This window comes from Paraburkholderia sp. PREW-6R, from assembly GCF_039621805.1.
Classification (GTDB): Bacteria; Pseudomonadota; Gammaproteobacteria; order Burkholderiales; family Burkholderiaceae; genus Paraburkholderia.
This window is the reverse complement of record NZ_CP155073.1, coordinates 2,174,637-2,192,966: the sequence shown is the minus strand read 5'-3', so window position 1 is coordinate 2,192,966 and position 18,330 is coordinate 2,174,637. Positions and strand designations below refer to the sequence as shown.

16 protein-coding genes are annotated in these 18,330 nt (G+C 61.8%); 6 read left to right on the top strand and 10 right to left on the bottom strand.

Annotated features, from left to right (window positions below):
• Nucleotides 1-263: 263 nt before the first annotated feature.
• Genes AAGS40_RS09445 through AAGS40_RS09435 form a run of 3 tightly spaced genes read left to right on the top strand, consistent with a single transcriptional unit; the run spans nucleotide 264 to nucleotide 2,513 of the window.
• Nucleotides 264-1,046 carry an amino acid ABC transporter substrate-binding protein gene (locus AAGS40_RS09445; protein ID WP_345811014.1) on the top strand — a complete coding sequence of 261 codons (783 nt, stop codon included), beginning with the start codon at nucleotides 264-266 and terminating at the stop codon, nucleotides 1,044-1,046.
• A 22-nt stretch (nucleotides 1,047-1,068) separates the two neighbouring features.
• Nucleotides 1,069-1,746, top strand: coding sequence for an amino acid ABC transporter permease (locus AAGS40_RS09440; protein ID WP_345811013.1), 678 nt, complete (start codon nucleotides 1,069-1,071; stop codon nucleotides 1,744-1,746).
• On the top strand, nucleotides 1,746-2,513 hold the full coding sequence (locus AAGS40_RS09435; RefSeq protein WP_345811012.1) for an amino acid ABC transporter ATP-binding protein: 768 nt from the start codon (nucleotides 1,746-1,748) through the stop codon (nucleotides 2,511-2,513). The genes AAGS40_RS09440 and AAGS40_RS09435 overlap by 1 nt, the downstream gene beginning before the upstream one ends.
• 119 nt (nucleotides 2,514-2,632) lie before the next feature.
• On the opposite strand, the gene leuA is transcribed toward AAGS40_RS09435, so the two are convergent.
• Both leuA and AAGS40_RS09425 read right to left on the bottom strand, forming a co-directional pair.
• Nucleotides 2,633-4,351, bottom strand: a complete 1,719-nt coding sequence (gene leuA / locus AAGS40_RS09430; protein WP_345811011.1) for a 2-isopropylmalate synthase — start codon at nucleotides 4,349-4,351, stop codon at nucleotides 2,633-2,635.
• 286 nt (nucleotides 4,352-4,637) lie between these two features.
• A complete protein-coding gene (locus AAGS40_RS09425) occupies nucleotides 4,638-5,597 on the bottom strand; it encodes a methyltransferase (RefSeq protein WP_345811010.1) in 960 nt (319 codons plus the stop codon).
• Between the two features lie 246 nt (nucleotides 5,598-5,843).
• Here AAGS40_RS09425 and AAGS40_RS09420 point away from each other — a divergent pair, with 246 nt between their 5' ends.
• The gene (locus AAGS40_RS09420; protein ID WP_345811009.1) at nucleotides 5,844-6,179 is read left to right on the top strand and encodes a hypothetical protein; all 336 of its coding nucleotides are present in this window, start codon (nucleotides 5,844-5,846) and stop codon (nucleotides 6,177-6,179) included.
• Nucleotides 6,180-6,336: 157 nt separating this feature from the next.
• On the opposite strand, the gene AAGS40_RS09415 is transcribed toward AAGS40_RS09420, so the two are convergent.
• Nucleotides 6,337-7,137 (bottom strand): cadmium resistance transporter, encoded by an 801-nt coding sequence (locus AAGS40_RS09415; protein ID WP_345811008.1) that lies wholly within the window; start codon nucleotides 7,135-7,137, stop codon nucleotides 6,337-6,339.
• Nucleotides 7,138-7,166: 29 nt separating this feature from the next.
• Nucleotides 7,167-7,298: a hypothetical protein gene (locus AAGS40_RS09410; RefSeq protein ID WP_345811007.1), complete on the bottom strand. Its 132-nt coding sequence runs from the start codon at nucleotides 7,296-7,298 to the stop codon at nucleotides 7,167-7,169.
• 47 nt (nucleotides 7,299-7,345) lie between these two features.
• Here AAGS40_RS09410 and AAGS40_RS09405 point away from each other — a divergent pair, with 47 nt between their 5' ends.
• Nucleotides 7,346-7,933: a hypothetical protein gene (locus AAGS40_RS09405; protein ID WP_345814342.1), complete on the top strand. Its 588-nt coding sequence runs from the start codon at nucleotides 7,346-7,348 to the stop codon at nucleotides 7,931-7,933.
• 77 nt (nucleotides 7,934-8,010) lie between these two features.
• On the opposite strand, the gene AAGS40_RS09400 is transcribed toward AAGS40_RS09405, so the two are convergent.
• From AAGS40_RS09400 to AAGS40_RS09390, 3 genes are all read right to left on the bottom strand, one after another.
• Entirely contained in the window at nucleotides 8,011-9,906 is a 1,896-nt protein-coding gene (locus AAGS40_RS09400; protein WP_345811006.1) for a glycosyl transferase family 1, read from the bottom strand.
• Between the two features lie 163 nt (nucleotides 9,907-10,069).
• Nucleotides 10,070-11,377: a DUF3443 domain-containing protein gene (locus tag AAGS40_RS09395; RefSeq protein WP_345811005.1), complete on the bottom strand. Its 1,308-nt coding sequence runs from the start codon at nucleotides 11,375-11,377 to the stop codon at nucleotides 10,070-10,072.
• A gap of 195 nt (nucleotides 11,378-11,572) precedes the next feature.
• Nucleotides 11,573-12,031 carry a DUF2844 domain-containing protein gene (locus AAGS40_RS09390; protein WP_345811004.1) on the bottom strand — a complete coding sequence of 153 codons (459 nt, stop codon included), beginning with the start codon at nucleotides 12,029-12,031 and terminating at the stop codon, nucleotides 11,573-11,575.
• Between the two features lie 465 nt (nucleotides 12,032-12,496).
• Between AAGS40_RS09390 and bamC the strand changes: the two genes are divergently transcribed.
• Nucleotides 12,497-13,732, top strand: coding sequence for an outer membrane protein assembly factor BamC (gene bamC, locus AAGS40_RS09385; RefSeq protein WP_345811003.1), 1,236 nt, complete (start codon nucleotides 12,497-12,499; stop codon nucleotides 13,730-13,732).
• Nucleotides 13,733-14,554: 822 nt separating this feature from the next.
• Here the strand turns inward: bamC and AAGS40_RS09380 are convergent.
• The 3 genes from AAGS40_RS09380 to AAGS40_RS09370 all read right to left on the bottom strand — a co-directional run bounded on the left by AAGS40_RS09380 (nucleotide 14,555) and on the right by AAGS40_RS09370 (nucleotide 18,232).
• Nucleotides 14,555-15,481 carry a DMT family transporter gene (locus AAGS40_RS09380; RefSeq protein WP_345811002.1) on the bottom strand — a complete coding sequence of 309 codons (927 nt, stop codon included), beginning with the start codon at nucleotides 15,479-15,481 and terminating at the stop codon, nucleotides 14,555-14,557.
• Between the two features lie 296 nt (nucleotides 15,482-15,777).
• On the bottom strand, nucleotides 15,778-17,376 hold the full coding sequence (locus tag AAGS40_RS09375) for an L-lactate permease (protein ID WP_345811001.1): 1,599 nt from the start codon (nucleotides 17,374-17,376) through the stop codon (nucleotides 15,778-15,780).
• Nucleotides 17,377-17,686: 310 nt separating this feature from the next.
• Complete coding sequence (locus AAGS40_RS09370; RefSeq protein ID WP_345811000.1) at nucleotides 17,687-18,232, bottom strand: hypothetical protein; 546 nt, start codon at nucleotides 18,230-18,232, stop codon at nucleotides 17,687-17,689.
• Nucleotides 18,233-18,330 lie beyond the last annotated feature (98 nt).

Genomic DNA, 18,330 nt, shown 5'->3' with positions numbered 1-18,330 from the left:
TTTCCCTGATCGGGCCCGGCATGGTTTCCGTGTTGCGATGCATCCCGCGTTTGTCTTATCTGCTGTAAAGTTCAATTCCACGTTACACCAGAGGCCACGGCTGTCGGCTTAGCACGGCTGCGCATATTGATCGGAAACCTGATCCTTTGTAAAAACGTAGCCCGTTTGCTACAGTCCGCCCACCCTGCGGGCGCAAAATGCCGGCAGGCCCTGCTGGACACATGACAAGCCACCGACCTGGCAAATTTTTTCGGAGCCCCCTGATGAAGTCGATTCGTTCCATTCTGCTCATCGCGTTGCTGCAAGCGGTGACGGTCAGCTCGGCCTTCGCCGCCGACGAGCTCGCGCAGATCAAATCCGCCGGCGTGTTCCGCATCGGCACGGAAGGCACCTATGCCCCGTTCACATTCCACGACGCGTCGAACAAGCTCACCGGTTTCGACGTCGAAATCGGCACGGCGATCGCACAGCGCCTCGGCGTAAAGCCGCAGTTCGTCGAAGGCAAATGGGACGGCCTGATTGCTGGCCTCGACGTGAACCGCTACGACGCCGTCATCAATGAGGTGGCCGTGACCGACGCGCGCAAGGCCAAGTACGATTTCTCGGACCCCTACATCACGTCGCATGCGGCGCTGATCGTGCGTTCGGATAACAACACGATCAAGACTTTCGACGACCTGAAGGGCAAGAAGTCGGCCAATACGCTCACCAGCAACTTCGGCAAGATTGCGGCGGCGCATGGCGCGGATGTGATCCCCGTGCAGGGTTTTAACGAGTCGGTCGATCTGCTGACGTCGGGACGTGTGGACGCCACCGTGAACGATTCGCTGTCGTTCCTCGACTTCAAGAAGCACCGTCCGGACGCGAAGGTGAAGATCGCCGCGCTGGATACCTCGGCGGACAGCAGCGACAAATCCGCGGTGCTGATCCGCAAGGGTAGTCCCGAATTACAGGCGGCGATCAACAAGGCGCTCGCCGACATGAAGAAAGACGGGACCTATGCGAAGATTTCGCAGAAGTACTTTGGCAAGGACGTCTCCAATTAAACGCCACTTGCGAGTCTGAATCATGCCGGCATGGTTGCATCTGATGGCGCAGTCGTTATGGCCTCTGCTGTACGCGGGGCTTGTTTTTACCGTTCCGCTGACGCTCGCGTCGTTTGCGATCGGGCTTGCGCTCGCGTTCATCGTTGCGCTCGTCCGGCTGTTCGGGCCGAAGTGGGCGATTGCGATCGTGCGCTTCTATGTGTGGCTGTTTCGCGGCTCACCGTTGCTCGTGCAGCTGTTCGTGATCTTCTACGGACTCCCGAACATCGGTGTCGTGCTCGATCCGTTGACGGCCGCAATCATCGGTTTTTCGCTGAACGTGGGCGCCTATAACTCCGAGGTGATTCGCGGTGTGATCGAGTCGATTCCAAAAGGGCAGTGGGAAGCCGCGTATTCGATGGGGATGACGCGCGAGCAGGCGTTGCGTCGCGCGATCCTGCCACAGGCGGCGCGCGTGGCGTTGCCGCCGCTGTCCAACTCGTTCATCGCGCTGGTGAAAGACACGTCGCTTGCCGCGGTGCTGACCGTGCCGGAAGTTTTTCAGGCAGCGCAGCGCATCGCGTCTGTCACGTACGAGCCATTGATTCTTTATACCGAGGCCGCGCTGGTGTACCTGGTGTTCAGTTCGGTGTTGTCGTCGGCGCAGGCAAGGCTCGAGCGCAAATTTGGCCGTCACGCTCTATTCCAGGCAGGCAACTGATGATCCGACTGGAAAAAATCGACAAGTATTTCGCCGGCCACCGTGTGCTGAATTCGGTGGATCTGCACCTCGCGTCGGGCAATGTCACCGCGCTGGTGGGACCGTCCGGCAGTGGCAAGAGCACGCTGCTGCGATGCGTGAATCTGCTGGAAATTCCGGAGTCCGGGTCGCTGCAGCTTGGCGATCTGAAGCTGGAATTCAGCCGCGACCAGAAGCCTTCGCGCGACGCCGTGCTGGCGATTCGCCGCCGCACCGGCATGGTGTTTCAGAACTTCCAGCTGTTTCCACACCTCACAGTGCGGCAGAACGTCATGGAAGGTCTGCTGACAGTGCAGAAGTGGGACAAGGAGAAAGCCCGCGTACGCGCTGACGAACTGCTCGAAAAAGTCGGGATCGCTCATAAGGCGGATGCGTGGCCTGCCACGCTTTCCGGCGGTCAGCAGCAACGTGTCGCCATTGCGCGAGCGTTGGCGCCGTCGCCGGAAGTGTTGTTGTGCGACGAGCCGACCTCGGCGCTCGATCCGGGCCTCGCGGCGGAAGTGGTTGAAGTGCTCAAGCAACTCGCCAACGAAGGCATGACCATGCTGATGGCCACCCACGATCTGCGGCTTGCCGCAACGATTGCGCGGGACGTGGTGTTCCTGAACAACGGCACGGTGGTGGAAGCGGGACCGTCGCGCGAAATTTTCATGCATCCGCGCGAGCCGGAAACGGCGCAGTTCGTGTCCACGCTCACGCAGGGTTTGCCGGAATCGTGGACGGAGTAGTCGCGTGCGCCTGGGCGTGTGAAGGGCATGCCTGAAGTGCACGTGCAAAGTGCAAACGAAAACAGGGCGCCGCGGCGCCCTGTTTTTTTCACCAGCTCAAGTGTTGAAGCAACGCGATATCACACCGTCGCGCGTTCTGCCGCATCGTTCAATGCGGACTCGAAGAAACGTGCCTTCGCGTCGTCACTCGCACGGACATAGGCACGGTTCACGCCGCTGATGACTGCGCGGATCGACGCCGTCACCAGATTGACGTCCACACCCACGCCGAATGCGCTGCCGGCCACATCGGCACCCGCCATTTCAGCGATGGCGACCGCGCGCGCGTCCGCGCCTTGCGTCAATGCACGTTCTTCATAATGCTGCACGCGAACCGGCGCGTCGATCGCATGCATGAGGGCGTCGAGCGGGCCATTGCCTTCGCCGCTCAGCACGCGGCGCTTGCCGTGGATGTCGACGGTGAGCTTGATGTGCTCGCGGCCGTTGGTCTCCGACAGGCTATGACCGATGTAATGAATCGGCTCCACGGTGCGCACGTATTCCTGCTGAAACAGTTCCCAGATTTGCGACGGCGTGACTTCATGGCCGCTGTCGTCGGTATAGCGCTGCACAGCGGAGCTGAAATCGACCTGCAGGCGGCGCGGCAGCACGACACCGTAGCTCTGCTCGAGCAGGTAGGCGATGCCGCCTTTGCCCGACTGGCTATTCACGCGAATTACCGAGTCGTACGTACGGCCAAGATCACGCGGATCGATGGGCAGGTAGGGCACTTCCCAGACCGCGTCTGCTTTCTGCACGGCGAGACCTTTCTTGATCGCGTCCTGATGCGAGCCCGAAAACGCTGTGAATACCAGGTCGCCGACATACGGGTGACGCGGGTGAATCGGCAACTGCGTGCATTCTTCGGCGGTGCGCGCGACTTCGTTGATGTTCGAAAAGTCGAGGCCCGGATCGATGCCTTGCGTGTACAGATTCAATGCGAGCGTGACGAGGTCGACGTTGCCGGTGCGCTCGCCGTTGCCGAACAGGCAGCCTTCGATCCGGTCCGCGCCCGCCATCACCGCCAGTTCCGCCGCTGCGACCGCCGTGCCGCGATCATTATGCGGATGGACAGAGATGATCAGCGACTCACGGCGCGCGAGATGGCGATGCATCCACTCGATCTGGTCCGCGTAGACGTTCGGCGTGGACATTTCGACGGTGGCCGGCAAGTTGACGATCGCCTTGTTCTCGGGCGTCGGCTGCCAGATATCGAAAACGGCGTCGCACACTTCTTTTGCGAATTCGATCTCGGTGCCACTGAAGACTTCCGGGCTGTACTGCAACGTGAACTTCGTTTCCGGCGTCGCGTCGACGATCCGCTTCATCGTGCGCGCGGCCTTTTGCGCCAGTTCGATCACGCCGCTCTTTTCGAGGCCGAACACGATGCGGCGGAATTCGGGCGCGGTCGCGTTGTACAGGTGGACAATTGCGCGCGGCGCGCCGCGCAGCGATTCGAAAGTGCGCTCGATCAGGTCGTCGCGGGCTTGCGTCAGCACTTCGATCGTCACGTCGTCGGGAATGTGCCCACCCTCGATCAGTTCGCGCACGAAGTTGAAGTCGGTTTGCGAAGCAGACGGGAACGCGACTTCGATTTCCTTGAAACCGATCTGCACGAGGGTTTTGAACATCCGCATTTTGCGTTGCGCGTCCATCGGCTCGAACAGCGACTGGTTGCCGTCACGCAGGTCCGTGCTCATCCAGATCGGCGCGCGTGTGATGCTGCGCGACGGCCATTGGCGGTCCTTCAAGTCGACGGGCTTGAATTCGGTGTATTTGGTGGCGGGGTTTTTCAACATTTTCATCATCCGTGGGTTCGACAAAGCGGGGTGTCGACCGGACGACGAAAACACAATAACAAGGCCGCCGGTCGGAAACCGGGGCTGGGTCAGTTACTGGGGAATCAAGCGATGCTTCAGGAAATTCAGATCGAAGCGCGCAGCAGCAGACCTAGCCCGGTAGAGCGGGCTAGTAGTAGCGATAGGGTGGTCTGGGCGCGGTACATAGGACGTGATGGGACCATATTATCGGGGCGGCGTCAAGCGCCGTCTTCCGCTTCTCTGCGCAACATGACCGGTCGTTCTGTCACGGCGCGGGCTTCACGAAGCGCAGTGTCATGCGATCCGACTCGCCGATTGCCGCAAACCGGGCCCGGTCGACGTCGCCGCCTCGGTACGTTGGGGGCAATGACCACACGCCGTTCGGGTAATTCTTCGTGTCGCGCGGATTGGCGTTCACTTCGCTGCGTCCCGCGAACTGAAAACCGGCCGCCTGTGCGTGGTTGATCACGTAGTCTTCCGTGACATAGCCGCTTTGAATCGTCTGTTCGAGCGATGTGCCCGGTGCCGCCCGGTGTTCCTCGACGCCGAGCAGGCCGCCTGGCTTGAGCGCGGCGTAGAACGCGCGCAGGTTCGCATCGAGCTGGCCATCCTCGATCCAGTTATGGATATTGCGGAAGGTCAGCACCCGGTCCACGGTCCCATTTGCCGGAAAACCGCTGAATTGCCCATCGTGCAGCGTCCCGACGACGACGCCGCTGTACACGGCGGGCGTCGCGGCCAGTTTGCGCGCGAAAGCGGCCTGGCTCGTCTGCGATTCCGCAGATGGCGCACCCGGCCCGACATATTCCGCCTCATACAGTTTTCCGTGCGCATGCAGATAGGGCGCGAGGATTTCGGTGTACCAGCCGCCGCCCGGCGCGATTTCGAGCACGGTCTGCGACGGCGCGAGTTCGAAGAATTGCAATGTCTGCTGGGGATGACGGTAGACGTCGCGCTCGCGCGCTTTGTCGCCACGCTGCGGCCCGGAAATTGCGCCGTCAAGCGTCGACGGGTTGAGTTGTGCGGACGAAGTTGCGGCCGACGTCGCCGGCGCCGTGCAGGCGGTCAGACAGAGCGTTGCAGCGAGCGTGGTCAGTACGGTGAACAGTGCAGTGGCGGCAGATTGGCGCAGGTGTGGGCGCGGTGCGTCGGATGTGCGGTAGGCGCATGACGCGTGGTCGGGCGCACCGGCTCGGAAAGGACGGTTGGCGTTTGTTGGGTTCATGACGTGCATTATGGAACGCGATTGCGATCACCGTGAAATGGGCAATCGGTATAAGGATATGCCGCGGTGACAGGGTGGTCCGCTAGCGCCCGCTCTCCTGCTTCCCCCTTGCTTCGGGAAGTCGATTTCCGAATCCGAAAGTCAAAGCGGCGCGTATAAATGATGTGTTCAGCATTTCGCACTCTGCTGCGGTGAATGCCTGTCGGCGTGCGGATATTCAACTGTTTACTTCTGCCGGAGGTAGGTATGGCACAGAAATCGAAACTGTCGAGGGTAGTGCGGGCATTGGTGTACGCAGGCGTTTGCGGCATCGCCGCCCACGCCGGCGCACAGGGCTTGAGCGTTCAGGACGACATGAATGCGCCGCAAAACAGCACTCGCCTGATGCCGGGCGCGGCGCGCGGCAGCGAATATCCTACGCACGGCAACCAACAGGCCGGGGAGATGAACCTCAATCCGACCGATCCGCGCGCACAGCTAGTGAATGGCTTGCCGAATAACACGAATGCCGGCGGCTATGGTTCACCGCTTGCCGGTGTGCGCACGTATGTGCAGCCGCAAACGCCGACGCCGTCGAATTGAAGCGCTTGCTGTAGCGTGGTAGCCCCCGTAGCCCGTTCGGGTTGTAGCGGGCTGCGGGCGTAGCATGTTTTGACGCGTAGGCCATGTTAGGGATACGCAAACGCCCGTGCGGACTGGCTCCATGCGCCATTAGAAATCAGTCGCCAAGGACCCGTCGCTAGACACCAAACACGATACGCAATGTATCGTTCTCTGCAATGACCGATCCACCGATGATAAGCAGGATGAACGGCAGCAATGCAGTGCCGTAACGACGGATCGGCGCGCCAAGCAACGGGTGCTCGACAAGCCAGACGGACCCTGCGCACCACAGCGCGATCATCGCGGTGAAAACCAGCGAAATCAGTGCGCCTTCGCCATGTGAATGAGCTGCGTAAAGCGGCACATAGACCGCCAGGTTGTCGGAGCCGTTGGCGACGGCCACACAGGCGACCGTCCACCAGGACGTGCTGCGGCTGGGTGAGGGAGCGTGGCCGGAAGGTTCAGGTGCGGCCGCATGTTTGGCAGACTCGGCGGGCAGGGTGTCATTCGTGTGCTTCGCGGTTGACGCAGATGCAACGGTTCCGGCAAAACGTGTAACGCGTTGCGGGTCTGACGGATGGCTCGCGTTTGCCGAATCCGCCGACTGCACGCCCGTTTCGCTGCTTTCAGCCATGGCTGGCCCGGGCGGCTTTACCCCGGACTTCACCGGCCCGAATCGCTCCCAGGCTTTCGCAAGCCCCACGCCAATCGGCAACAACCCGAGCAACCCGACGTAGCCGGCGGGCAGGCGCGTCAACATCAGGGCGAGCAGCGCCGACGCCGCGATCAAGGTCAGCGAGCCCGCGCACTGCCCGGCGATTACGCGACGCCGTTGTCCAGGACTTTTCGCGTCAGCGAGAAACGCCAACAGCACGAACAGGTTGTCGATATTGGTCGCCGCGTAAGCCGCGATCGCGAGGAGGGCAAGACTGAGCATGCGAAGGGAATCGGTGAATGCGCTGTTAGTCACCCTTGCCGCGCCCGTGAGTTGGGATCGGCGAAGAGGCCGGCCAACACAATGCCGATGCCGGCCATGACGGTCAAGTTATCCGTTTCGTAGCGCAGCGGGCCGCGTGCGTTTCCGTCGATGCCGTTCAACGTGGCCGTAAGCTACAATTGCCGACGGCTTGAAAAACGGAACATCAATGAAGATGCGGACACTCTCTATCGCTTGCGTGACGGCTGTTGCCACATTGCTGGCCGCCTGCACGGCTGTCTACAAGAACTCGGACGCATGCGAACAGTTGATGCGAAGCAAGCTGGCAGAACAGTCGACGGATACACTCAAGATCTCGCATACGGGCGCGGCCATTCACGGGTCACGCGTGGTGGTGGAAGGATCGATTGACCACGTGATGAATGCGTCGGAAGTCATGGCCGCCGATGCGGCGGCTTCGGCCGCAAGCGCAACGCTGGTTTCTTCGGCTCGTGCTTCGGCTGCTCCCTCGACCGGTTTGACGACCGGTTCCTCGACCCTTTCCGCAGCTACCTCGCCAGCCGCTGCTTCGGCCGCAGCAACGGCATCTGGCGCGTCTGCTGCGCAAGCGCCGTCTGCTGGCAGCGCGTCGGCCGCCGTCTCCTTGTTAGACAAGTCGGGTAAGCCGAGAAAGTCGACTACGGCCGCCGCCGCGGAGTGCACCTTTCATGGCTCAACGCTGGACCTGTTCAGCTGGCTGGCGCCGGCAAAGCTCGCGGCTCCCCCCGATGCCGCTGCGAGTGAAGCAGCTGACTAGTCGCGGTCCGCTTTCGCAGGAGATGCCGCGATTTCACTTGGGCGCCCAAAGCTGCGGCACGTCCTATCAACGATTCCTCAAACCTGCTCGACGATTCCTTGGGCCGGCTCCTGCGCATGATGCTGCCGACGCGTGCGTGTCAACTCGAACACGCGTTCCCCGAAGATCTCCGGCTTTCCTTCGAAGCAACGTTCCACGGCGCGCATCTCGATGAGATGCCGTCGCAGGTTTGTCCGCTCTTCGTGGCCGTCGATCATTCGCACGGCGGCTGCAATGTAGGCCTCGGTACCCACGGCCGTGGTCCACGCCGGCATGCTCACACGCTCGAACAACGCGCCATCGATACGCTCGAAAACCTCTGGACCTTTCCTGCAGACACCGGGCAGGCCCAGGGTGACCGCATCCACGATGCCGTTGGTATTGCCAAACGGAAACGGGCTGAGAAAGAGGTCCGAGCGGTTCACGCGCGCAAGGTAGCCCGCGTAGTCGTGAAAGCCGTGCACGAAAGCGCGCGGCACCGCCTGTCCGATTACATGACGCATTCGCTCGAGCGCGAGGCCGGCGGGCACGCCGCTCATGAAATGAAATTCGACCGGCGTCACCGCGCGTGCAGCAATCTCGTTGCATGCAGCGAGAAAGCCTGGATTGAGTTTCATCGCGCTGGCCGTGATGACGACTTCCACCGTATCGCGCGGCGGCGGAATCTCCGCCACGATGTTGGGTAGCGACACCGACGGCCGGTACGGCTGTCCGTTCCGGGGTAATTTCAGCAAGCGTTCGCTGAAACACGCGGGGTCGCCCACGTAATCTTCTTCTACGCTGACATAGTCGATCTTGTCGGAATGCGTGGTGGCGGGGTGCCCGAGACCGGCGATTTGCAGTGGTGCGACCCGCAAGTTCGACATGAACACGGTTAGCACGAACATGCCGACGCTCGGCATGTACAGCACGTCCGGCTTCTCGGCCTCCGCGAAGTCACGAATGCTCTTCAGGCATTCACCGATGTATTCCGGCCTTTCCAGTTCAATGAAACGATCGAATACCTTGCGCCCGATGTCGTCGATCGCGTAGCCGAAGCCGAATGCCACCACTTCGAAATGTTCACGCGCAGCTTCGAGCGTGCGGGAATGCGTCCGATAGATGGAATGCGCGCCGCCGAACCACTCGAGCACGACGAGCATCAAAGGTTTTTTGCTGCGCCGGTGCTCCTGTTTGCCGGCGGTGGATGGCTCAACGGGTAAATCGGTCAATCCCAATTGAGCCAGCTTGCGGCGCACCAACACGTTGATGTCGCGTTTGATCTCATGGCGCCGGGGCGTATCAGCGTAGCTACAGAACATGTACGCGTTGTGCAGCAACGCGGTGGGCAAATCGTCGAGGTCGCCGATCTGTTGCAATTTGCCGGGCAGCCATTCGATCAGCGCCTCGCGTTTCAGATGCGCGTTCGCGGACCCTTTAAATACCGGCGCGAGTAGAACCAGCGCGAGACAGGCCGCGAGAGTTTTGTCATAAGCCCAAAGCTCGGAAATTCTCAGTTCAAGCTCAGACTCGGTGGAATAAAGCACACACAGCTTCTCCACGAAACGGTCGCCCGGAAGAAACTCGCCGTTTTCCGGGCCACGCGGATTCAGGTAGCGGGCGACATGATCGGCATTGCCGAAAGCGGTGGCCGAAAACACAATGCCGACCCATTCATGCAGCGTAAGAAAGAGCCTGAAGCATTCGTCGGGCAGCTTGAAATCGGGATCAGCGAACAACGTGGACGCCGCGCTCGCGAGCCTTGTGCAGAAGCGCTCCCGCTGTTCGGCTGCCGGCAGATGGCTGATGCCGGAAGCGCGAAAGCTGCCGTCTATCGCGCCGCGCTTTTGCTGCAGAAGCGCGAGCGCGGCAATGAGCTGGATTGCTGCCCTGACGTGTTGCCGCGTGTAGACGAGCTGCTCGAAGTGGTCGAGAGAAAAGGTGGCTTCTTCCATCGTGTTGCTATTGAACGATCTGCATGACTAAGCAAAGAAATGCGTTGGCTGGGTGAACAGATTATCTCAGCCGGTGCATATCAAATTTGGCTGCTTCGCGACTTTGCGAAATTTCCACGCTCGAAAGAGCGGCATTTTCAGACCACGCAAATCGTCCCTGCTGTCAGAATGCGAAGTAGGGACCCGGGCCGGCAGGCGTGGTCCGGGAGGCGATTGCGGTGTACACGCGTCGTCCGAAAAAGAATGGCAGCCCCCAGCAAAATGCATTGCTGGAAATGCCGGCGAGATTGTTGAACGCGTTGTTGCCGGAGGCGAACAGCAGGCTGGAGTTGCCGATTGCAAACGTCACTGCGCTCAAAGTGCCGTTCGTGCCGGCAATCACTGCGCTGGCTGATTGCGTCGAGCTCGGGCAGTACCAGTAGCCGCATTGCGGCAGTTGGGTGTCGCTGAAGAAGTAGCCGTTCGAGCCACTGTCCAGATAGCTTTGGTTGTATGTCTGTCCATTGCGGGTCGTGGTAACGAAGCCGGTCTGTGAATTTGTGTTCAGCACGGTTGCATTGCCGAGCACGTTGTTCGCCTGGGTGCCAATGCCGAAGATCATCGAGCCGGATACGCTGGCGGCGCCGGCATCGGCGATCGCGGGCAGGTCGATTACCACGCCGTTGTTATCGAGGGGAAATTGGCTTACGGGATTCGTCACTTGTTGCGCAACGGGTTGCGCGCTTGCCGCGCATGTGCCATCAGCCGCGCAACTGTAGTACCAACGCGGCAGTGCGGTGCTCGCACAGCCGCTGCCGCAGTCCGAGGTAAAAAGGCCAACACCGAGAACGCCGTTGGCTCTGAGTGTGGCAAGCGTCTGCATGGCTCGGCCCGAGCCGGCGCAGTCGGAGGGAACCGTCGGAACCGCAGGGTCCGCGATCACCTGAATTGGAATCGCACTGGCCTGCTGGCCGGCCATTCGAACATCTGCGCTGCGCACCGCGCCCCACGTGTAGCCGCCGCCGAATACCGCGCATTCGGCCGAAGCGCCGCTGCCGCCGTTGCCGCCGCCGCTCAGCGCGGGCAGGGCCAGCGTGGAGGGCATGGCGGAAGCGAGAATGCGCAGCCCTTGCGAGCCGGTGTCCACCTGAACGTTGTCGATCGTCGCGCAATGGCTCGTGCCCGGCTGGCACACCGTGACGCTTGTCGTAAGCATGTTGCGCGTCAGCCCGGGCGCGGTGGCGACGGCGATCGGCTGGACGTTGGGCGTGGTCGACTGCGGTACGGAGGTATCTGTGCTGGAGGTGCCCAATGACGCAGGCGGCGTGGCACCCGCCGGCGTGGTTGCGCCGCCGGGGTTGGCGGCTGGAGCAGGGCCGGAGCCAGCAGACGCGCTGCTTGCGCTGCTGCCTCCGCCGCCGCACGCAACCAGCGTGGCGCAGAGCGCGGACAGGGCGAGTAACGAACCGAGACGGGGGAATGGCGGTTTCATGACGTGGCGGCTTGTGGTCGGAATGTCTTGTATTGCTGCGGGCGGGGCGATTCCCGCCGCGGCGTAGCGTATTGGGTCTGAAATGTGCGGCATTTTTTGTGTAGCAATGGGCTGGCGGTGTAGCGGTAAGCCTCTGCCGAGGAGGCTGCCGAAACTTGGCCGTGCGCCGCTTTACCCCAGCGCGGCGGGCTCGCGTCAGCGAAGGTCGTCCGCAGTCACGCCTGCCGGCAACGCACCGGGTAGCCATGCGCGCCCAACATAGCTTCGCATCGGACCGCCGGTTTCCACGATCACGTCCGGTCGGGCAACGCGGGCGATATGCAGGTTGCCATCCGCCGGCAGCGCGGCCGCTCCAGCGCGAAACGAATCTGCGTAGTTGCCCAGCAACGCACGCAGGTCCGGCATGGTCGGCCCCTGCCACGTGTACGCGACGATCTGCCCGGTGCTCGTCGCGTATTCGTTGATCGTCGTCTTGCCGGTGTCGGTGAAAGTGCGCACGCGCAGCGCGCCGTTCAGCGACGCCGTGGGCGCGGCTGCGTGTGAAACCGCGGACGTGGGCATCGTGCCGCCGAGTTCGGCGTGTGCGTCCGTCACAAGGGTTAAGCACACGAGCGTCAGCGACGCGGCACTAAGTGAGAAGAGGGAGTCTGGCATCGCAGTGCTCTGTGGTTGTTTGCCTCAAACATTATTGAGACGTGAAATTCAAGATAGCACTGGGGGTCGCGATACCGACGAGACCCAAGATTGGCCGCGTGCTGGTCTTCCTGAAACCGGCAGTCACGCTGGCTGGAAAGACCTTTTGAAAACAAGGGTCTGCGAGAGGCAGAAGGATGCGTGACACCCTTTGCAGAAACGTTTTGGAACGTTAAATCGCGCAGCGGGCGGACGGCGCGGAATTCATTCCTACGCTGCGACGTGAGCGAGAGCGTGATACCTGGCTGTGGCCACAAGCTGATCCGGTCGTGCCTCGGTGAAGACGAGCACGGTGGCTCCTGGCTTTCACGACGCTACTTAATTCGCGGGAGAACCCCGGTTTTTGCACATCGCTAGCCGGGACCGGTAAAATGCTGGGTTGATCCACGGAAACTTGCCGTGGCGTAGCGGAAGGATTCCCCGAACATGACTGATCTTCGTCTTACCAAGCGGTTCGCAGTAATGCTGATGGCAGGCGGGCTGGTCGCCGGCTGCGGCACCTCGTCGCCTACCAAAATCGACTATAAGAGCGACTCCAAGTCAAAGCAGGTTTCGCTTGCCGTACCGCCAAACATGATCGACGAGACGGCCGATCAGCGTTCGTTGCCTCCGCAAGGCGGCGAAACCTCGTTGTCCACGCTCAAGCAGGTTCAGGCACAAGCGCCGGCGGCCAATACGCTGACGGTGGTGCCGCAGGTCACCGGCATGCATATCCAGCGCGACGGCACGGAAAGCTGGCTGGTGATCGACAACAAGACGCCCGAGCAGGCCTGGGCGCAAATCCGCCGTTTCTGGCAGGAACAGGGCTTCCTGCTCGTGGTCGATCAGCGCGACAAGGGCGTGATGGAGACCGACTGGAACGAAACGCATGCGCAGATCAACGACGGTCTGATCCGTAACACGCTGTCCAAAGCAATGGGCAACAGCTATGTGACTTCGGAGCGCAACAAGTACCGCACGCGTCTCGAAGCGGCACCGAACGGCGGCACTTATGTGTTCATCAGCCAGAAGGGCATGCGCGAAGCGCTGACGGGCACGAACAACGATTCGAGCACATGGGTACCCAAGCCGAACGACCCGGGCCTCGAACAGGAATACCTGAAGCGCCTGATGGCGTCACTTGCGTTGGCGGACTCGCGCGCGAAGCCGGCCGGTACGCAAAGCGCCGAGCTGTCGCCGGCTGGCGCACAAGCTGCGCCGAACGCGGCCACAGCGGGTGCGAAATCCGCGGCGGCTGCTACCGCTGCGCAAAACGTCGCGCTGTCGGCGCAACAACCTATGCCAGATGCCGACTCGGCGGCCAACACGCAAGCGCAGTTTTCGTCCACCGAGTTGACCCTCGGCGAACCGTACGACCGGGCATGGCTGCGCGTGGGCCTTGCGCTCGACCGCAGTAACTTCACGGTCGACGACCGCGATCTCACGCGCGGTCTGTATTTCGTGCGTTATGTCGATCCCAAGGACATGACATCGGCGGAACAGGGCTTCTGGAGTCAGGTTTTCCACGGCAAGAAGGAAAAAGTTGCCAAGCAGTATCGCGTGAACGTGCGCGCATTGACACCGAACGAGACCCGGGTAGCCGTCGTCGACGACAAAGGCAATATCGACGAGAGCCCTCAGGCGAAGCAGATCATGGGGCTGATGGTCGATCAACTGCACTGATTGGCCGGTTTTCCCGCTTCACCCTGCTGAAATAAGCCCGCCCGGCGAACATCGTCTAGGCGGGCTTTTTTATCGTCTACTGCACATGGCCACGAATGGCGCAGAGCGAGCACGTGTTTTGCTCAAGGCAATGTAAGCCGGCACGGTCCGGCATTGACCTCGGGAGTTGGCCATGTTCGACGTTATCCCTTACTGGATGTGGGCAGCGAGCTTGCTCGTTCTGGCGGTAGTGTGTGGCGCCGCGTTGAACCCGCGCGAGACGACGCGTCGGCCCGCCGGGCTACGGCTTCGTCAAACGGTCGCTGAACGTACCAAGTCGCCGACCTCCTGAGATTGATCGGGCGCTTCGAAGGAATCAACCCGTCTGCGGCGGCCGCATCGTGCGACCGCCCGTAACGTGACGTCATGTGGGTGACGTAACGTTCTCCGACCCGTTTAGCGACATCCCATGCCCTGCCTGCGTTAAAAAATACGATAAAAATCAACGCACTACAGCGATGAATCTGCGCCTCTATGGATTGGCACACAAGCTGCTTTAAGGCTGATAGCGACGGATAGCCGCTCCTGCTGATATTCGCAGCAAAGTCGAAGCAACGGTCTTCGACCACAGTGCAGTCACAGTTCACGATGAGCGAGCGTTAGCTCCGCCGAATGTCGGCCTGCGCGCGGTGGATGCGCGGCCTCGGTGGCCCCGTCGCCTATCCTCGTAGGGCGACGGTTTCGCCCGCACTCCCACGGAGTGCGGGCTATTTTTTACTTAAAGAATCTGCTTGCGCGGCGGCGCGGCATCGCCGGCAAAACACGGCCGGCAAGCCGCCAAATTCAACTGTCGGCCCGACGCGGCCATATTCTCGGCAGCCGCTTGACCACACCCGTGGCAAGCGCCGTTCCGACCAGAATGACGCCGCAACCTTCCAGCATCCCGGGCGACACACCTTCTCCGAGAAACATCGCGCCCCACAGAATCCCGAAAATCGGAATCACGAACGTGACCGTGATCGCACGCGCCGGCCCGGCCACCGCGATCAGGTGGAAGAACAGCATGTACGCGACGCCCGTGCACGCGACGCCTAGCGCAACCACCGCGCCCCACGCATGCAGTGAGACGGGCGTCGTGGGCCAGTAGATCACCGCGAGCGGCAGCAGCACGATCGTGGCGCCGGTCATGGTGCCGGCCGCAACGGTGAGCGCATCCACCCCGGTCAGATGGCGCTTCGTGTAGTTGGCTGCGATCCCGTAGAGCAGCGTCGCGCCAAGCGCAGCAGCGGCTGCGAGCGCGGCGGCGCGCGGCGTCGCGGCCGACCCGTTCGGTGTGGCGATCTGATCCCACACCAGCATCAGCACGCCCAGAAAGCCGATCACGAGACCGAGCGTGCGCAGCGCGCTCAGCCGGTCGCGCAGCCACACATATCCGACAAGCGCGCCCCAAAGCGGCGTGCTGGCATTGATGACGGACGTGACACCCGCCGACAGCGTGAGTTCAGCGTACGCAAAAAGACAGAATGGCGCTGCCGAGTTCAGCATGCCCACTATCAGCAGCGGGAACGCGCGTGTGCGCAGGGTGGTCACCGACTGACGCAACGGCCGTCGGGTAATCAGCATGACCGCGAGAAATGCCGCGCCGATGCCTACGCGCAGCGCCATCAGCGGAGCGACGCCGAAGTCGGTGACGCCGACCCGGATAAACAGAAACGACGCGCCCCATAGCGCGGCAAGGATCAGCAACTGGAGGATGTTTTTTGTGTTCATCAGGAAGGCGACGCGCGCGGTTGAGTCGTGACGCCCGCGAATCGTAGCAGCACCATCACCCGAATTGCTTCAGTCTGGAGTGAAACAGCAAGATTCGGGAGAGGCAGAGCGTCTGATACCCGGGATCGTAAGCGCGAATGCGGGGCGCGCAAAACGAGCAATTCTCACGCTGATGTGAGAAATCTTGCGGCTTGCCCGTCCAGACCAGGGTAACGAAGCCGCGTCCACAAACAGGCGCGCCGCCCGTGCAGCGCAGTGCGCTTCAGGGCGGCTTGCAAAGAACCGGACCCGCCGCATCAATGCGGAATCATCCCCTGCAACACGTTCTGCTGCAGCCACACCAGCAAGCCGAGCAAGACAGTCAGCAGAATCGAATGCTTGAACGTGCGCGCGAACACCACGCCTTCCTTACCCTTGAGCTCGGTCGTCGCCACGCCGGTCGAGATGTTTTGCGGCGAGATCATCTTGCCCATCACGCCGCCCGACGAGTTGGTCGCGGCCATCAGTATCGGATTCAGATTCAACTGATTGGCCGCCACCACCTGGAGGTTGCCGAAGAGCGCGTTGCCTGACGTGTCGCTGCCGGACAGGAACACGGCGACCCAGCCGAGAAACGCCGACACCAGCGGGAAAAAGCCTCCCACCGACGCCACGCCTAGCCCTAACGTGTACGTCAGTCCCGAGTAGTTCATCAGATACGCGAGCCCGACGATCGTCGCCACCGTGAGAATGGCGATGCGCGTTTGCACCCACGTATCGGCAACGGCCGCGCCGAAGTCGCGTGCGCTCAGTTTCACGACGAGCGCCGTGATGATGGCGGCCACGAGAATCGCGGTGCCCGTCGCAAGCGGCTGGAAGTCCCAGATCGCCCCGTAAGGCGTGTGGTAAAGCGTGATGAAGACTGCCTTGTCGAGCCCGGGCCACGGCACCTTCACATCGCCGATCAGGAAAATCTTCGCGACGGTCCACACGATCACCACCACCGACACGATGATCCACGGATACCAGCCCTGCGCGCCGCCTATCTTGCCGCGCACCTCGGCCACACGGTCGATGTTCACCGCGAACTTTGGATCGGCCACCGGCTTCCAGACGCGCAGAAATGCAATCGTGAGAACGAGGGACACCATCGACGACAACACGTCGGTCAGGCTGTAGTTCACGTAGTTCGACGCAACGAACTGCGTCAGCGCGAAGCTCGCCCCTGATACGAGCAGCACAGGCCACACTCGCAGCATGTTGCGCACGCCCGCATACACGGCGATCACGTAAAACGGCAACAGCAACGCGAAGAAGGGCAACTGGCGACCCACCATTTTGGCAAGCGAATCGGCCGGCAAGTGAGTCACCGCGCCGAGCACGGTGATCGGCACGCCGAGCGCGCCGAACGCCACCGGCGCGGTATTGAAGATCAGCGTGAAAGTCAGCGCCTCCAGCGTCGGAAAGCCGAGCAGGATCAGTAGCGAACTCGTAATGGCAATCGGTGTGCCGAAGCCGGAGATGCCTTCGAGCAGCGCGCCGAACGAGAAACCGATCACGACCAGCACGACTCGCCGGTCGTTCGGCAGGTTGTCGATCATCCACATGCGAAACGCCGCGAAGCGTCCCGAACGTTGCGCGATGTTGTACAGCAGGATCGCGGTGAAGACGATCCACATCACCGGCCAGCACGCAAACACGGCGCCCGCAACCACCGAATTGATCGCGAGGCCGACCGGAAATTGCCACACGAAGATCGCCACGACCAGTCCGACGATCAGCCCCGCGAGCGAAGCCTGCCACGCGGGCCGTCGCGCAAGGCCCAGCATCACGAGCACGACGACGATAGGTAGCACCGCGACGAGAAACGACGGAAAAAGAGAATTAGCGACCGGAGTGAGTAGTTGGTGAAACATCACGTCTCCTTCGTTGTTGTTCGAACTCGACGCGGGACTACGCACGGCGGGCGCGTCGCTTTGGCTGGACGGATGGGCGGCGTCGGCGCGAAACAGACGAACCGGGCCGCATATGTAAACGGGTACTGTGTCCCGGGTTCAAGCATAGGGCTCGGGCTGGGCGCGTCAAGCAGGGAAACTACGGGAGACGAGGAGACCAGGACGAGGAGACCGGAACGAAGAAACGCAAAAGGAGGGTGACCGAGGCCCAGGTGAGGGCGGGTCCGCCGCGAGCCGGCGGCCCGTGTGAACCCGCGCGTTCATGCGGCGACTAGTGGTAATGGCCGCCGTGGCCCCAGCCGCCGCCGTGGCCACCCCAGTAGCCACCGTGGCCACCCCAGTAGCCGCCAAAGCCGAAACCGATCGACACGGATGGTCCGTACCAGCCGGGGTAACCGTAGTAAGCCGGATAGGCCGGATAGTACGCGGGATAAACCGGCGCGACGTACACCGGCGGCGCGGCGACCGCGTAAGCAGGCGGCGGACTTTGCTGATAAGTCTGCGCCTGCTGTGCTTGCTGTGCTTGCTGGGCGGACTGCTGGCTGTCCGCGCCTTGTGCGGACGGCGTACCGGTTGCATCAGCGGGGCCGACCTGCACGGCCTGCTGCGTCCCGCTCGCGGGAACAGTGGCGTAGTAAGGGTAATAGCCGGCCGGGTAGTAGCCGTAAGGGTAGTAGCAGCCAGAAAGCGTCAGCATGCAGGCTGCGCCGGCCAGCATCAGTGCCGCCCGGGAAAGGCGGGGCAGTCTGGGCGAGCCCGGCAAATGGCCCGATGCATGCACGACGGGTTGACGTGAATCGATGACGCGGGACTTCATGACGCGCTCCTGTGGGCACCGAACGCTGACGTTGGCAGCGTAGTTTCATGAGCTTACGCCGGCGATGCGCGAACAGGATTGCAAAACGGTAACGGCTT

Excerpts from the sequence above, each read along its gene's own strand:
- AAGS40_RS09420 (WP_345811009.1), top strand. The coding sequence starts at position 5,844 with ATGGCACAGAAATCGAAACTGTCGAGGGTAGTGCGGGCATTGGTGTAC.
- bamC (WP_345811003.1), top strand. The coding sequence starts at position 12,497 with ATGACTGATCTTCGTCTTACCAAGCGGTTCGCAGTAATGCTGATGGCA.
- AAGS40_RS09405 (WP_345814342.1), top strand. The coding sequence starts at position 7,346 with ATGAAGATGCGGACACTCTCTATCGCTTGCGTGACGGCTGTTGCCACA.
- AAGS40_RS09400 (WP_345811006.1), bottom strand. The coding sequence starts at position 9,906 with ATGGAAGAAGCCACCTTTTCTCTCGACCACTTCGAGCAGCTCGTCTAC.
- AAGS40_RS09375 (WP_345811001.1), bottom strand. The coding sequence starts at position 17,376 with ATGTTTCACCAACTACTCACTCCGGTCGCTAATTCTCTTTTTCCGTCG.
- AAGS40_RS09370 (WP_345811000.1), bottom strand. The coding sequence starts at position 18,232 with ATGAAGTCCCGCGTCATCGATTCACGTCAACCCGTCGTGCATGCATCG.
- AAGS40_RS09415 (WP_345811008.1), bottom strand. The coding sequence starts at position 7,137 with ATGCTCAGTCTTGCCCTCCTCGCGATCGCGGCTTACGCGGCGACCAAT.
- AAGS40_RS09425 (WP_345811010.1), bottom strand. The coding sequence starts at position 5,597 with ATGAACCCAACAAACGCCAACCGTCCTTTCCGAGCCGGTGCGCCCGAC.
- AAGS40_RS09380 (WP_345811002.1), bottom strand. The coding sequence starts at position 15,481 with ATGAACACAAAAAACATCCTCCAGTTGCTGATCCTTGCCGCGCTATGG.
- AAGS40_RS09395 (WP_345811005.1), bottom strand. The coding sequence starts at position 11,377 with ATGAAACCGCCATTCCCCCGTCTCGGTTCGTTACTCGCCCTGTCCGCG.
- AAGS40_RS09390 (WP_345811004.1), bottom strand. The coding sequence starts at position 12,031 with ATGCCAGACTCCCTCTTCTCACTTAGTGCCGCGTCGCTGACGCTCGTG.
- AAGS40_RS09435 (WP_345811012.1), top strand. The coding sequence starts at position 1,746 with ATGATCCGACTGGAAAAAATCGACAAGTATTTCGCCGGCCACCGTGTG.
- AAGS40_RS09445 (WP_345811014.1), top strand. The coding sequence starts at position 264 with ATGAAGTCGATTCGTTCCATTCTGCTCATCGCGTTGCTGCAAGCGGTG.
- AAGS40_RS09440 (WP_345811013.1), top strand. The coding sequence starts at position 1,069 with ATGCCGGCATGGTTGCATCTGATGGCGCAGTCGTTATGGCCTCTGCTG.
- leuA (WP_345811011.1), bottom strand. The coding sequence starts at position 4,351 with ATGTTGAAAAACCCCGCCACCAAATACACCGAATTCAAGCCCGTCGAC.